The organism is Mycoplasmatota bacterium (assembly GCA_018394295.1).
Taxonomy (GTDB): Bacteria; Bacillota_I; Bacilli_A; order Haloplasmatales; family Haloplasmataceae; genus JAENYC01.
In genome coordinates, this window is sequence record CP074573.1 from 2,879,681 (window position 1) to 2,895,994 (window position 16,314).

The 16,314-nt window shown below is 29.5% G+C and carries 13 protein-coding genes; 3 read left to right on the forward strand and 10 right to left on the reverse strand.

Annotated features, from left to right (window positions below):
* Positions 1–134: 134 nt before the first annotated feature.
* The 3 genes from KHQ81_13660 to KHQ81_13670 all read right to left on the reverse strand — a co-directional run bounded on the left by KHQ81_13660 (position 135) and on the right by KHQ81_13670 (position 5,368).
* A complete protein-coding gene (locus KHQ81_13660) occupies positions 135–2,234 on the reverse strand; it encodes a glutamine synthetase III (protein QVK17860.1) in 2,100 nt (699 codons plus the stop codon).
* 110 nt (positions 2,235–2,344) lie between these two features.
* The gene (locus KHQ81_13665) at positions 2,345–3,526 is read right to left on the reverse strand and encodes an MFS transporter (GenBank protein QVK17861.1); all 1,182 of its coding nucleotides are present in this window, start codon (positions 3,524–3,526) and stop codon (positions 2,345–2,347) included.
* A 93-nt stretch (positions 3,527–3,619) separates the two neighbouring features.
* On the reverse strand, positions 3,620–5,368 hold the full coding sequence (locus KHQ81_13670) for a family 10 glycosylhydrolase (protein QVK17862.1): 1,749 nt from the start codon (positions 5,366–5,368) through the stop codon (positions 3,620–3,622).
* Positions 5,369–5,653: 285 nt separating this feature from the next.
* On the opposite strand from KHQ81_13670, the gene KHQ81_13675 reads away from it, so the two are divergent.
* Positions 5,654–6,367, forward strand: a complete 714-nt coding sequence (locus KHQ81_13675; GenBank protein QVK17863.1) for a class I SAM-dependent methyltransferase — start codon at positions 5,654–5,656, stop codon at positions 6,365–6,367.
* 56 nt (positions 6,368–6,423) lie between these two features.
* Here the strand turns inward: KHQ81_13675 and KHQ81_13680 are convergent, their stop codons facing one another.
* From KHQ81_13680 to KHQ81_13700, 5 genes are all read right to left on the reverse strand, one after another.
* Positions 6,424–7,029, reverse strand: coding sequence for a hypothetical protein (locus tag KHQ81_13680; protein QVK17864.1), 606 nt, complete (start codon positions 7,027–7,029; stop codon positions 6,424–6,426).
* 60 nt (positions 7,030–7,089) lie between these two features.
* Complete coding sequence (purB, locus tag KHQ81_13685) at positions 7,090–8,382, reverse strand: adenylosuccinate lyase (GenBank protein ID QVK17865.1); 1,293 nt, start codon at positions 8,380–8,382, stop codon at positions 7,090–7,092.
* Positions 8,383–8,400: 18 nt separating this feature from the next.
* The gene (folD, locus tag KHQ81_13690) at positions 8,401–9,252 is read right to left on the reverse strand and encodes a bifunctional methylenetetrahydrofolate dehydrogenase/methenyltetrahydrofolate cyclohydrolase FolD (protein QVK17866.1); all 852 of its coding nucleotides are present in this window, start codon (positions 9,250–9,252) and stop codon (positions 8,401–8,403) included.
* Positions 9,253–9,322: 70 nt separating this feature from the next.
* The gene (locus KHQ81_13695) at positions 9,323–10,426 is read right to left on the reverse strand and encodes an alanine--glyoxylate aminotransferase family protein (GenBank protein ID QVK17867.1); all 1,104 of its coding nucleotides are present in this window, start codon (positions 10,424–10,426) and stop codon (positions 9,323–9,325) included.
* A 32-nt stretch (positions 10,427–10,458) separates the two neighbouring features.
* A complete protein-coding gene (locus KHQ81_13700) occupies positions 10,459–12,135 on the reverse strand; it encodes a formate--tetrahydrofolate ligase (GenBank protein QVK17868.1) in 1,677 nt (558 codons plus the stop codon).
* Positions 12,136–12,399: 264 nt separating this feature from the next.
* Here KHQ81_13700 and KHQ81_13705 point away from each other — a divergent pair, with 264 nt between their 5' ends.
* Both KHQ81_13705 and KHQ81_13710 read left to right on the forward strand, forming a co-directional pair.
* Positions 12,400–12,936 (forward strand): ECF transporter S component, encoded by a 537-nt coding sequence (locus tag KHQ81_13705; GenBank protein ID QVK17869.1) that lies wholly within the window; start codon positions 12,400–12,402, stop codon positions 12,934–12,936.
* Position 12,937: 1 nt separating this feature from the next.
* A complete protein-coding gene (locus tag KHQ81_13710; GenBank protein ID QVK17870.1) occupies positions 12,938–13,354 on the forward strand; it encodes a DUF1893 domain-containing protein in 417 nt (138 codons plus the stop codon).
* 33 nt (positions 13,355–13,387) lie between these two features.
* Here KHQ81_13710 and KHQ81_13715 read toward each other — a convergent pair whose 3' ends face one another.
* Complete coding sequence (locus tag KHQ81_13715) at positions 13,388–14,668, reverse strand: adenylosuccinate synthase (GenBank protein ID QVK17871.1); 1,281 nt, start codon at positions 14,666–14,668, stop codon at positions 13,388–13,390.
* Positions 14,669–14,736: 68 nt separating this feature from the next.
* The gene (locus KHQ81_13720) at positions 14,737–16,158 is read right to left on the reverse strand and encodes an NAD(P)/FAD-dependent oxidoreductase (GenBank protein QVK19648.1); all 1,422 of its coding nucleotides are present in this window, start codon (positions 16,156–16,158) and stop codon (positions 14,737–14,739) included.
* Between the last annotated feature and the right edge of the window lie 156 nt (positions 16,159–16,314).

Sequence of the window (16,314 nt, forward strand, 5' to 3'; positions counted from 1 at the left end):
ATTAGTATGAAAATCATAACCACATAGTTTTGATAACGCGGGAGTTTAAGCGAACCGCAAGTGGATTTTATTTAATTGTGACGATAAGCAATTTTAATTTTACCAATATATTCTAAAAAGTCAAATTTTATATATTAAATTCTATATAGTAAATCACCATAGGTCGGAAATGGCCAATACTCTTTTGCCACTAATAGTTCTAACTGATCGCATGGTTTTCTTAGAGAACTCATCACTTTTAGAACATCATTCTTATATGCTTTAGCTTTATCAAATAAATCTTCTGTGTTCATCGCTTCATCTAAAGACTTTTGTAATTGTTCTAATGCCTCATAAGTTTCATTTAATGTTTCTGATAGTTCTCTTAATCTATCTTCTTGTGCTCTAACAGTAATATTTGAATTGATTGATTTTATATGATTGATATTTGAAGCAATGTCATTCATATATTTAATTGAAGCAGGTATTATTTGTTTATTTACGATATGAAGCATTGATGTTGCTTCAATTCTAGCACGTTTGACATAATCTTCTAAACGAATTTCATAACGTGATTGTATTTCACTTTCATTCAATACTTTATTATTAGTAAATAATTTAATCGCTTTATCAGAAATAAAATGCGGAGCTGAATCTACTACAGTCTGTAAAATAGGTAATTGACGTCTTTTAGCTTCATTAACCCATTCATCTGAATAACCATTACCATTAAAAATAATTCTTCGATGGTTTTTTATCGTTTTACAAATTAAATTTTTTATCGCATGTGATAAATTTTCAGCATTTTCCAATTCATCAGCAAATTCATTTAATACATCAGCAACGATTGTATTTAATATAATATTCGGGTCAGCGATTGTTTGTAAACTTCCCACCATTCTAAACTCAAATTTATTTCCTGTGAATGCAAATGGTGACGTTCGATTTCTATCTGTAACATCTTTTGGTAAAACTGGTAAAGTGATAACACCTGTTTTAATTTTACTTAATGATTTAGTCTCAAAATATACACCTTTTTCAAGTTGTTCTAAAACTTTTTCAAGCTGTTCTCCAACAAAAATAGAAATAATTGCTGGTGGTGCTTCATTTCCACCGAGACGAAAATCATTCGTATAAGATGAAGCTGATAATCTTAATAATTCAGAATATTTATCCACTGCTTTAATAACAGCTGATAAAAAAATTAAAAATTTTGTATTTTCAAGAGGGGTATCACCTGGTTCAAATAAATTAACTCCATCACTAGTTGAAATGGACCAATTATTATGTTTTCCTGAACCATTTATAAATGCAAATGGTTTCTCATGCAACAAACACACAAGATTATGTCTGTTTGCTACTGTTTCTAATACTTCTAATATAATTTGATTTTGATCAGTTGACATATTTACTGTAGAAAATATAGGCGCGAGTTCATGTTGACCTGGGGCTACTTCATTATGTTTTGTTTTCACTGGAATACCTAATTTCCATAACTCTCGATCAATATCTTTCATAAATGCATAAATATTCTCTTTAATTGATCCGTAGTAATGATCATTTAAGTCTTGCCCTTTTGGTGCAGGAGCACCAAATAAAGTTCTACCTGTATAAATTATGTCTTTTCTTTGTTGATATAATCTCTTGTCAATTAAAAAGTATTCTTGTTCTGCTCCCACAGTAGCAAATACTCTTAATGGTTCGATATTAAAAAGTTTTAATATTCTTTTCGTTGCTTTTTCAAGTGCTTGCATTGAACGTAATAACGGTGTTTTTTTATCTAATGCTTCACCAGTATATGAACAAAAGGCCGTTGGAATACATAAAGTAACCGTCCCATCCTTTTCTTTTAGAAAAGCTGGTGATGTACAATCCCATACAGTATAACCCCTTGCTTCAAAAGTTGCACGAAGACCACCACTTGGAAATGAAGAAGCATCTCCCTCACCTACTATTAGATTTTTACCAGAAAATTCCTCAAGTAGTTGGTTGTCTTCCATAATACTAAACAATGCTTCATGTTTCTCAGCTGTTTTCCCTGTCATTGGTTGAAACCAATGTGTAAAATGGGTCGCACCTTTTTCTATAGCCCAATCTTTCATTGCGTTAGCAACTACATTAGCTACATTAGATTCTAAAGCTGTTCCAAGTTTAATTGTTTTCTGTAAATTTCGATAAACATCTTTAGGTAATTTTTCACGCATTACGCAATCGTTAAAAAGACTGCTTCCATACAAATCAGAGATTCTCTCCATGGGGGCCTCCTAAAATATAGATTTTTTAATTTCATGATTATATCAGAAAATTTTGTTTTCTACAATAATTATAAGATATGATAACGTTTTTTTTGATTGTTTTTTTTCTATTATCTCTTTTTCATTTCATAAAGTAAAAATGCAAATATGAAAGAAGTTAGTACCAATATTAATATTATAACGAACAGAACTTTATAAGAAAACCATACTATAATATAACCAGATAAAATTGTGGTAATATATCCTGTTAAATTGATAGATAACGCAGAATATAAAATTAAACCTGATGCTATTTTTTCCTTTGGTAATAAAGAGGATATAAAATTAACCATCACAGGAATAAATAGTCCTGATGATATACCTCTAATTAATAATATATATAATAACAGATTTAATTGATCGAAAAATACATAAACAAGTAAAAATGGGACCTGGATTATAATTGATATAATTAACAATTTAAAATCACTGATAGAATTATTAATTTTGGTAATATATATCATCGTTATAATTTCTATTATAACCGTTAAAGATGTAACAACACCTATTTGAGATGTTGATCCACCTAAAGCTGTTATTCGTAAAGTAGTATAATTACTCATAGCACTTAAAACACCTATACTTAGGGCTGAAAAAAAGAGAAATACGATGAATCTTTTATCTTTCAAAACTAAGAGTAAATGATTTTTTCTTTTAATATTTTTCTTAAGTAAAGGTAATCTAACTTGTTTTACTTTCATAAAAGCCATTAACGCTAGGATATAAAATAAAGTACATAATATTATAATACTAGTATACCCATATTCCTTTACTGTATATCCAGTGATAAGAGTAGCAAGTGCAAAACCTAATGAACCATAAATTCGTACATCACCATATTTAAACCCATACTTACTTGTATAAAGAACGGTTAAACTATCTTGGATAGGACCAACCCCACAACTAAATAAACCAAACAATAATGCATACATCGCAACGAAATAAAAATCTTTATTTATCAAGATAAGTATAATAAATAGATTCATCATAACAATCCCTAAAAAAACAATTTTTTTATCAAGACGAAATTTGTCGTTTATTATCCCCCAAATTGGTTGAAAGAGAATAGAAATAAGTGGACTAAATGATAGAATAATCCCTATTCTTTCTTTAGGTAATTCGGCTACCTCTTTCATATAAACAGGAAACCATGGAAAAAATGCACCTAAAGCAAAGAAATAGGCAAAAAAATAAAAATTGTATATAGAGAGATTTTTTTTAATTAATTTTACTTTAATTGAATTCAATAACATAATTTTACTTCCTAGTTCATTATAAATGTTATTATAACATTATTTGAAAAATTAACAACAAAAAAATAAAAGAAACAATTTATAAATTGCTTCTTAATTTTTATTTCTTAATGTTTTAATAGCTGTGTAACTGATGACAATAAAAGTAATTAAACTTGTTATTGAAAATATTACTATTTCAGTCGGTAGCATTTTGTTTGGATTTAAATCAATATCAAAAATAACCGGTGCACTTTCATTATATGCTTCATCAATAGTAACTATAACATATCGATAAATATTATTATTTCTAATATTATTATCAATAAATACTATTTTATCATCAGATGTTTGATTAACTATTTCAATAATTGATGTAGGATCAGATAAATTCATCTCTTCGTTATTTCTAAATCGATAGACTAAATAGAGTTTAGCTTCTTTTACACTATCCCAAGATAGTCTTACTGTATTTTTAATATATTTCACTAATAATCGGTCAACAGCTTTAGGTGGTTTATTATCGACAGATTTAATAACAGGATGAATTGTAATATTATGCCAATATTCTGTTTTTATAGTTTCTAATAACTTGGTAATTCTATCATTATTTTGATTATTTATTGTATGATAACTATAAAGTAAACTCCCTTTAATTTCACTATAATTTTGATTAAATCTTAGTTGATTTAATATTTGATGTTGATTTTTTAAATTCGGATTAACATAATGACTAATATATAAGTTGACTTGAGTATCTTTTACTGTCTCTGCCCACCATTGTACTACATCAGCATATGGAGTAGATGGATCTTCAAATTCCCACTTGACTTGTGGGGCAATATAATCTACATATTCTTTTTTAACCCAAAATCTTGTATCAGCATATTCGTTACCATAACTCGTATAACCCGTTGTTTTAGAACCATTTTTATTATCTAAATTATAATTATCCCAAACACCATAAGGTGTTACTCCTAATTGAATACGTTTGTTATATTTATTATTATAATAAATAATCTCATCTTTTACATTTATAATTAAATCTGTAATATTCTGTCTTCTCCAATTATCAACCGTTAAATTGTCTTCATTGTTATTGTTAAACTGTTTCGAATCATTAAAATTACCAAGAGCACTCATTGGATAAAAGAAGTTTTCTAAATTTATCGCATCTATATCATAATTTTTAACAATTTCCATAATACTATCCAAAACAAATTGTTTTACATCTTCTTCTCCAGGATTTAATATATATTGATATTGACCATTAGTATTAGTTAAAGTTAATACATACTCAGGATGTTTATTGGCATAATTTTTTTCGCTTAAAGAATTAATAAAGAATACTTTTTCTAAATTAGTAGCATTAGATACTCGAAACGCATTAAATCCGGCATAAAATGAGATTCCCCTTCCATGAGTTACTGATATCATCCATTTTAAAGGATCCCACCCTGGGTCTTGGTCTTCTGTCCCCATTAAATATTTTGACCAAGGATTTAGCTCAGATTGATAAAACGCATCATTCGTTGGTCTAATTTGAAAAATGATCGCATTCATATTATATTCTTCTAAAGTATTTAATATTTCTTCATATTGAGCTTTAAATGCTTTAATAGAATTTTCTGTTTTAAAGTCTAAGTTTTTATTGGTATAAACATAGACTCCTCTAAATTGCTGTTTTACTACCTTTATTTCCTTTGGTAAAAACACTGGTTTTTCTGAGTAGCGAAAGATTATAGGTTTTGATGAATCATATTGATTCATTAACATCTCTTGTTCTTCTTCACTAGCATATACATTATTACAACTTATAAATAATAAAATGGTCATTAAAAATAACAACTGCAATTTCTTCATTTTTCATCACCTTAATCAACTAAATATCTAAAATCGATACTCTTATTATAACAAATAATATATTTATTATAAACCAAAATAAGGAACTAGTTATAAAATATAATTGAGTTATCTATAAGTCACAAAAACAATATTTAGTTATCACAATTTAGTCACACAATATAAATATAATGATATCGGTGAGAGAAAAGAAGATTATAACTAAATGTTAAATATTTAATTCTTTATATATCTTTTCATTTTTCTTTTCTAATGATATACTTATATGTGCATAGGAGGGATAAAATGGAAAATTGCAAAAAAATATTATCAACATTTTCTGGAGGTAAAATATTAGATGTCGGAACAGGTCGAGGAGAATTTATAAACTTTCTTAAAAATACCCTAAAAGATTACACAGATATAACTGGAATTGATACAACTCCTCAAGCAATTGAATTTTGTAAAAATCAATTTAAAGATGAAAATATTCAATTTATAGAAATGGATGCTGAAAAGATGGATTTTAATGACAATACATTTGATACAGTTTGCATTTCTAACTCACTTCATCACTTACCAGACGCAAAAAAAATACTGCAAGAGATGAAGAGGGTATTGAAACCAAATGGTCGTTTTATAATAAGTGAGATGTTTTGTGATAATCTAACGAATGCCCAAATGTCTCATGTTTTAATTCATCACTGGTCAGCAAAAATTGATTCAGCTCGTGGGGTTTATCATGATGAAACTTACAAGAGAGATGAAATTATTCAAATTGTTGACTTTTTAAACCTAAGTGATTTACAAATTTTCGATTATAAACATGAAACTGAAGATTCTAAATCAGAAGAATTATTCAAATACTTCGATGATTTAATTGATAAAGTTTTAGGTAGATTAGAAGTTGAAGGAGATTTATACTCATCATTAGAACAGGAAGGTAAGACAATTAAAGATTGGATTAAAGATTATGGCTTTGAATCAGCTACAGTATTAATGATTATTGGTAGCAATTAAAAATATATATAATAAAAAATACTTTCTAAAAAAATTTAGAAAGTATTTTTTTATCATTATTCTATCCAACCCACTTTTTTCGCCCATTCAGTTCGTTCTTTAATTCTTTCTTTATATGATTTAGTAGGTTTTTCATTTGTTTTTTTAACGATTTCCCTCATTCTTTTAATAGTTTCCTCCAAAGGTGGCAAACCCACTTGTTTTCGATAAGAATCTACAAGATTCATATCTTCAATTTCCCATGGACTTAACTCATCATTTTCATCAAATTCAAATTGTGTCCCATATTTTTGAGGGCGAAACTCAAAATAACAAATTCTATCATATAATACGGCTACTTCACTAGGATATATCTCATTTTTATTTGCAAGTTCCATTAATAATGGTAAGTTATCTCTTTGTAATGATGGACTACTAATTGCATGTTGTAAAATTAACCAAGCAGCATAAGCAGCTTCAGGACCTACTTTCGCAACAGTTGACCATCCTATTTCATATATAATTCTCTGTAGTTCTTCCGCATTTTCTAGATGTAGTGATTCTAGTTTAGGATGATAACCTTCATCCAAATCTATTGTTTTCTCTAATTCATTTTGAAGGGATATATCTTTCTTAATCATCTCTAGTAATGCTAAGGTTATCTCTTCTAATCGATTATTCATTATTATCACCTTCTTTTAGTTGTTTAAGTATATTCACTTAAATACTAAAAGATGACAATTCTATAATCCTAATTGCTCAAAGATTTCATCAATTGCTTCTAAATGATAAGAAACATTAAAGCAATTTTCTATTTCTAAATCAGTTAAATATTGTTTAATCGTTTGATCATTTTTTAATACTTCCTTAAATGAAACTTGATTTTGATAAGCTAACATTGCTTTTGGTTGGACAAGGTCATAAGATTCTTCTCTTGATAACCCTTTATCAACTAGTTTTAATAATACCCTTTGTGAAAATATCACACCATGTGTAGCGTAAATATTTTTCATCATTTGTTCGTCATATACGACTAATGTATCTATTACTTTTGAGAATCGATGCAACATATAATCTAGAAGAATAGTTGCATCTGGCATAATAATACGTTCGACAGATGAATGAGATATATCTCTTTCATGCCATAAGGCAATATCTTCATATGCTGGAACGATATACCCTCTAATTACTCTTGCGCATCCTGAAATGTTTTCTGATGAAATTGGATTACGCTTATGAGGCATCGCTGAAGATCCCTTTTGATTTTTATTGAAATACTCTTCCACTTCTTTTACTTCAGTTCTTTGTAAGTGTCTTATTTCAACTGCCATTTTTTCTAAAGACGATGCGATTAATGCTAAGGTAGATATGTAATTAGCGTGCCGATCTCTTTGAAGTGTTTGAGTTGATATTTTAGCAGCATGGATACCAAGATTTTCACATACATATTTTTCTATATAAATCGGAATATTAGCATGCGTTCCTACTGCTCCAGATATTTTTCCCACTTCAATTTCATTTGCAGCTTCATTAAAACGGTGCAGATTGCGGTTCATTTCTTCATACCACAATGCGAATTTCATTCCAAAAGTTGTGATTTCTGCATGTATTCCATGGGTTCTACCCATTTGAACAGTGTGTTTATATTGAAGCGCCTTTTCTTTTAAGATTCCAATAAAATTAGATAAACCTTTTCTTAATACTTCATTGATTTGTTTATAGATATATCCATTTGCTGTATCTACAACATCTGTAGAGGTTAATCCATAATGAACCCATTTTTTTTCTTCTTCTAAACTTTCACTGACTGATCTCGTAAATGCAATCACATCATGCTTTGTTTCTTTTTCTAATTCATTAATACGATTCATATCAAACGCAGCATTATCTGCAATTTTTTGAACATCTTCAAATGGTATATGACCTAATTTTGCCCATGCTTCACAAGACAAAATTTCAACTTTTAACCATGCTTTAAATTTATTTTCAACACTCCATAAATCTTTCATTTCTTTTCTGCTATATCTATCTATCACATTAATCCTCCAATGTTTTTATTTAGTCATTCGCTTACATGCCTCTAATGTGTTTTCTAATAACATTGTAATAGTCATAGGACCAACTCCACCAGGGACTGGTGTTATATAACCAGCTACATCTAATGCATTTTCAAAATCTACATCACCACATAATTTATTGTCAACACGATTAACTCCTACATCTATAACAACTGCACCAGGTTTAATCATATCAGCTGTAACAAATTTTGCTTTGCCAATCGCTGCGATTATAATATCTGCTTCTTTAGTATGCGATTTTAAATCTTTTGTTCTTGAATGACAAATAGTAACTGTCGCATTTTCACGTAGCAATAAATGAGCAACAGGTTTACCTACTATATTACTTCTACCCAATATTACAGCATGTTTCCCTGACATGTCAATATTAGTTTCTTTGATTAATTTAATAATTCCTGCTGGTGTACAAGGTAAGAAACATTGTTCTTTCAAAACCATTTTACCCACATTGATTGGGCTAAATCCATCAACATCTTTTTCAATACTAATTGTATTTATTATTTTACTTTCATTAATATGTTTTGGTAATGGTAATTGTACTAAAATACCATGAACGTCTGTATCTTGATTTAGTTTTTCCACTAATTCAATTAGTTCTTCTTCTTTAGTCTCTACTGGTAATTTAATTAAAGTAGATTTCATATTCGTTTGCTCACAGCCTTTTTGTTTTCCTGTAACATAAGACAATGAAGCTGGGTTGTCTCCCACTAAAACGACTACTAAATGCGGAACAACGTTAGTTTCATCAATAAATTGACACACTTTTTCTTTTAATTCTGATCTTATTCTTTTAGCTAAATCTTTTCCACTAACAACTATAGCGCTCAATCTTAACATCTCCCTATTTATTTTTTAATAATAAATGAAGTCTATTAATAGACTTCATTTATGCCATCTTTTAATTATTAGTAATATTATTGTCTTCAATAGCCTTAAACTCTAATATTTTATTTACCAAATCATCAATATCTTCAAAGGTAAATTCACTAATAATTCCAATCCGTAACATTAGGTTTGTTAATTTTCCCTGTCCCTTAGCAACTGAAAAATCATATCGATTATCTAAAAATTGAACTAATTTTTCAATATCATAATTATTATTGGCTAATACAGGAACCAAGGCATTACCTTTTATTTTTTCATCTTCAATAAACAATTTGAATCCAATTTCTTCCATCTTTTCTTCAACATATTTTCTTAGTGTCATTTTTTCAATAGCGATACATTCAATTCCTTTTTCCAATATTGCATCTAAAACAATATCTAGGGCTAATATTAATGAAGTAGATGGTGTATAAGGGTTTTGACCCTTTTTAAAATAATCTAAATATTTTTGATAATTCCAATAAAATTTCGGTAGATTAGAGTGTTTCATCACTTCTTTTGCTTTCTTTGATAACGCAACAAAAGCAAGGCCTGGTGGTAATAAAAACCCTTTTTGACTTGATGCTAATGCACAATCCACATTCCACAGGTCAAACTCAAATGGATGTATAATCATACCACTTATACAATCTGCGATTAATAAAGCATTTTTAGTGTGAATATATTGACCTAATTCTTTAATATCATTTAATACACCAGTTGATGTTTCATGATAAGTGACAAATACACCTTTGATATGAGGATATTTATCAAACATATCTTTTACATCTTGAAGATTATAAGTATCTCCCCAGTTATAATCAATAGAATGTACAGTAAGTTGATAGGTCTGACATATCTCTATAAAACGAACTCCAAAAAAACCAGTATTAATAATAAGCACTTCATCACCTTTTGAAAACAGATTTACAACAGATGATTCCATAGCCCCTGTACCAGATGATGTTAAAATAAGTACATCATTTTTAGTCATAAATACTTGTTGTAGTTTTTCAGTCACGCGATAGAGAAGGTTTTGATAATCACTCATTCTATGGTGTATGATATCTTTTGACAATTGTACCCGAACAAATTGTGGTATATTGCCAGGTCCTGGTGTAAATAATTTTTTCGACACTCTAATCGCCCCTTTATTTCAAAATCGTCATATTAGAATAATCCGTAAGCATTTCCTTCATCATCAACATCCATTGCAAGTGCTGCTGGCGCTTTTGGTAATCCCGGCATCGTTAGAACAGTTCCAGTTAATGCTACTAAGAATCCTGCACCTATAGAAGGTCTTAATTCTCTCACAGTAATTTTAAATCCACGTGGACGTCCAAATACTTTTGCATTATCTGACAATGAATTTTGTGTTTTTGCCATACAGATAGGCAGTTTATCCCAACCAAATGATTCATACTCAGCAATTTGTTTTTTAGCTTCAGCAGTAAACTCAACACCATCTGCGCCATATACTTTTTTACAAATCGCTTCGATTTTATTCTCAATAGAATCATCTAATTTATATAGTTGGTCAAATTTATTTTCTTTCACATTATCAATTTCTTTAATAATTCGTTTAGCAAGGTCTACTCCACCTTTGCCACCAAATTCCCAAACTTCTGACATCTCAATCGGATGATTATTCTCTTTACCCCAGTTTAATAACGCTTCAAGTTCGTTATCTGTATCAGTAATAAATTTATTTAATGCAACAACATAAGGTAAATTAAATTGTTTTATTGTATCGATATGTTTTTCTAAGTTTTCAATACCTTTAATTACTGCATCTACATTTTCTTCTTTTAAGTTTTGTTTGCTTACGCCACCATGCATTTTTAATGCACGTACTGTTGCTACAATAACAACAGCATTTGGTTTCATATCAGCTATTCGACACTTGATATCTAAGAACTTTTCAGCCCCTAAATCTGCACCAAATCCAGCCTCTGTAATCAAATAATCAGCTAATTTTATTCCTAATTTCGATGCGATTATTGAATTACATCCATGAGCAATATTCGCAAAAGGGCCACCATGAACTAATACAGGTGTATTTTCTACTGTTTGAACCAAATTCGGTTTAATTGCATCTGTTAACAATAATGTTAACGCACCTTCAACTTTTAATTCTCCTACAGTAACTGGCTTCTTATCATAAGTATAACCAACGACAATTTGAGCTAAACGTTTTTTCAAGTCGCTTAGGTCTTTAGCTAGACAGAAAACTGCCATTATTTCAGATGCACTAGAAATATTGAATCCATCTCCACGCATCACACCGTTAACACGGCTTCCTGTACCAATAATAACTTGACGTAATGCACGATCATTAATATCAACACAACGTTTAAAAGTAATATTTTTTGGATCAATATTTAAAGCGTTCCCTTGATAAATATGATTATCAATTAATGCTGCTAAAGTATTATTAGCCGCTGTAATCGCATGAATATCTCCAGTAAAATGTAAATTTAAATCTTCCATTGGAACAACTTGTGCATATCCCCCACCTGCAGCTCCACCTTTAACACCCATTACAGGTCCTAAAGATGGTTCTCTTAACGCAATAATTGCTTTTTTATTTATTAAAGCAAATGCTTCTCCTAATCCAACAGTTGTTGTTGATTTTCCTTCACCTGCTGGCGTTGGATTAATTGCGGTAACTAAGATAACTTTCCCATCTTTTTTCTCTTGTAACTTGTCTAACAAGTTAAGCGATAATTTCGCTTTGTACTTCCCATACAACTCAATGTCTTCTTCAGAAATTCCTAAATTTTCTGCAATCTTTTGAATCGGAAGCATCTTTGCTTCTTTGGCAATCTCTAGATCAGATTTAAACATTTTATCCCTCCTATATTTTTAGCAACAATCTAAAAAATTGTGCTCAACATGAAAACAATATTTCGATAGAAATATTTACTTCTATTTTAAAGCGTTACTAAGATTTTTGCAAGATGATTTGATTGATTTATCAGATGTTTTTAAATTATATTTAGCAAAATTTATTTTGATAAAGTAAAAATTTCATTCCTATAAAAAATGAAAGTCTTTACATACGTTTTGATTCACCGTATAATGAAATTAAATTTATATGGAGGAATAAATATGAATACGAAAAAGATTGTTTATTCAGGATTTTTAATCGCATTTGGTGTTTTGTTACCCATCATTTTTCATTTCATTCCTGGTAATTTAGGGCTTATATTATTACCTATTCATTACTCTGCATATTTTGCTGGTGGATTTTTTGGTCCTATTATTGGGGGAATTGTAGGATTGTTTACACCAATTATTAGTTATCAACTGACTGGTATGCCTCCACAACTTTCCTTTATATATATCGCAGCTGAAACCTTTGTTTATGGATTAGTATTTGGGTTTTTATATTATAAAAGACATCTTAACATATATGTTTCATTATTAATTTCTATGATTTTAGGTAGAATAACTAATTTTACAGGAACTTATATTATTGCTAATGTTATCTTAGGTAATATGGCCAAACCTTATCAAATTGTTAATATTTTTTATAACTTTTCTATTGGATTAATGGGTGCTGTTTTCCAATTTTTGATTATTCCGCTTGTTATCAAAAGAATTAATATGGTTTTTTCCTTTGATAAGCAAAGGCATGGTGTTTAATATGTTTAAATATCTAGAACCTGATAAAACTTGTGTTTTAATTCATGAAACCAAAGTTATATACGAATCAAAAGAAAATAGTGTTAAACCCTTCGTAAAATATATCTATTATCATGGTCTACCAAAAGAAAATACAATCTTAATCGATAAAGTTATTGGTGTTGCAATTGCCAATGTAGCCTTATATTGTAAACTAAATACCGTTTATGGTTTAATTATCTCTAAACCAGCTTTAGATTTACTTCAAAAAAATAACGTTAATGTCCATTATGAAACATTAGTTGATCATATCTTAAGACGTGATAAAACAGATATTTGTCCTATGGAGAAAAAAATATTAACAGCCAATTCATACGAAGAAGCATTTAATTATTTAAAACAGATTGTTATTGACAATAATCCAATTCACTTAAAGTAAATAAAGTTATCCACAACTGTGGATAACTTTATTTTAATATATATTTTTAAGAATAATTGTTTGTTCTCTATCAGGACCAACCGAAACCATAATTACTGGTACTTTAGTAATTTCTGAAATCTTTTTCACATAATTCTGTGCATTAATTGGTAAATCGTCAAAGTTTTTGATTTGTGATATATTTTCATTCCAACCAGGCATTTCAATATAAACTGGTCTACATCTTGAAAATTCTTTAATAGTTGAAGGGATGTATTTTATTTCTTTACCTTCTAATTCATAACCAACACAAAGTTTAATCTTCTCAAGTCCGGTTAGAACATCTAACAAATTAATAGATAGACCGGTTAATCCACTGACACGTCTTGTGTGAGAAACAATGACAGCATCAAACCATCCTATTCTTCTTGGACGACCTGTAACTGTTCCATATTCTTTTCCGACTTTTCGGATATAATCACCTGTTTTATCTTTCAATTCTGTAGGAAATGCTCCTTCACCAACTCTTGTAGAATATGCTTTAGTAACACCAACAACCTCATCAATTAGAGTAGGTCCTATTCCAGCTCCAATCGTCACAGCTCCAGCCACTGGGTTAGAAGAGGTTACAAAAGGATAAGTACCATGGTCAATATCTAACATGACCCCTTGAGCACCTTCAAATAAAATCTTTTTATCATTTTCTAGTGCCTCATCAATTTCAAAAGAAGTATCTGTTACATATGGTTTTAAAATTGATGCATACTTGCTATATTCTTTAAACATCTCATTAAAATCGAATGTTGGTTTATTATATTTTTTCAATATTTCATTTTTTTCTTTAATATGAAACATTAGTTTGTCTTTAAATATTTCAGGATCAATAAACTCTCCTACACGTATACCAGTTCTTGCATACTTATCAACATATGCAGGACCAATTCCCTTTTTAGTAGTTCCAACTTTTAGGTCTTCTCGTAATTCCTCTTGTAATTCATCTAGTGCCAAATGGTATGGTAAAATAACGTGTGCTCGATTAGATATTCTAATAGAATTTGTTGAAATCCTACGAACACTTAAATAATTCATCTCTTCTATTAATGATTTGGGGTTAATAACCATTCCATTACCTAAGAAAACTTTTTCAGCACTAAATATACCCGAAGGAATTAATTTTAATTTGAATTGTTCCTGATTAAATACTATTGTATGGCTAGCATTATTTCCACCTTGATATCTAACAACAATATTCGCTTTATGAGACAAGTATTCAGTAATTTTACCTTTACCCTCATCTCCCCACTGAGTTCCAACAACAACAACTGTTTTAGCCATGATATTTCCTCCACCAATTATATTTTTAATTATTAACTTTTATATAAACAACAATTAATCTTGATTGATTATATTAAATCTTTATGAATAATATTACGTGCAATCCACACACCATTAGCACCAGCTTGTGCTAATCCTCTTGTTATACCTGCTCCATCACCACCGACATATAATCCGTTTATTTCGGTTTCAAAATATGTATTTACTTTTGGTCTAGCAGAATAAAACTTAGCTTCTACTCCATAAAAAAGCGTATGTTCAGAAGCGATTCCAGGCGTTAAATGATCAAGCGCTTCTGTCATTTCAATTAAAGACTTCATAGTTTTGTAGGGAAGTACAAGACCTAAATCACCAGGTGCTGCTTCTAGTAAAGTTGGACTTACAAAACCCTCTTTAATTCTCTTTTCAGTTGTTCTTCGCCCTTTTAAAATATCACCATATTTTTGAACGATAATAGTTCCGCTTGATAACATGTTAGCTAACTTAGATACAACATGTGCATATTCATTAGGCTTATCAAATGGCTCTTCAAAAGTATGTGATACTAATAATGCAAAATTTGTATTATTACTTCCAAGTTTAGGATTTTTATAAGCATGTCCATTTGCTAGCATTGTACCTGAATGATTTTCAATAACAACATGACCAGAAGGATTGGAACAAAATGTTCTAACCGTTGTCCCTACACTTGTCCTAAAAATAAATTTCCCTTCATAAAGGTGTTCATTGATTTCATCCATGATGATGTTATTTGTTTCAACTCGAACCCCGATGTCCACTTGATTATTTGTCATATTAACTTTATATTTATTCATCATCTTTGTTAACCAACTTGAACCATCACGACCAGGTACAACAACAATATATTTGGCCTGAATTGATTGACCATCTTTTAAAATTACACCTTTAATTTTATTATGTTCAACAATTAAGTCTGTTACTTCGGTTTTGAATAAATAATCAATTTTGTTTTTCATTTCCTCATAGATATTCTTTAAAATATCTAAATTTTGTTCGGTACCTAAATGTCTTAATTTTGCTCTTAATAATTTTAATCCAACCGCATAACCTTTTTTTTCAATCTGTTTAACATCATCTGTATAAGGATCCGTAATGTGTTTTGTTGCTCCATGTTTTAAATTTATGGCATCGACATATTCAATTAAAGATTCTACTGTATTGGTAGGTAAATAATCTGTCATCCAACCACCGAATTCACTCGTGATATTAAACTTACCATCAGAATATGCACCTGCACCACCAAAACCATTCGTAATTGAACAAGCTGGATGACAACTTGATATTCCTTCACGATTTATTGGACATTTATCAATCTTTTTTTCTAATATAGGACATCTTCTATGATATATATCATGTCCCTTATCAATTAATAAAACTTTAAGTTCAGGTTTTTTTAACATTAATTCATAACAAGTAAATATTCCAGCCGGACCAGCACCGACTACGATGACATCATAATGCATTTTAATCCTCCTTATTATATCTCAATGTAAAATGCACCTATTTAAGGTGCACTTCCTCCATTAATTTTTTCCTCTATATTCAATTGTGATATATTCTTTAGTTTTCATATTTAAACCTCGAAATTTTTATTACCAATGTAATTATATAAGATAACAAGATAT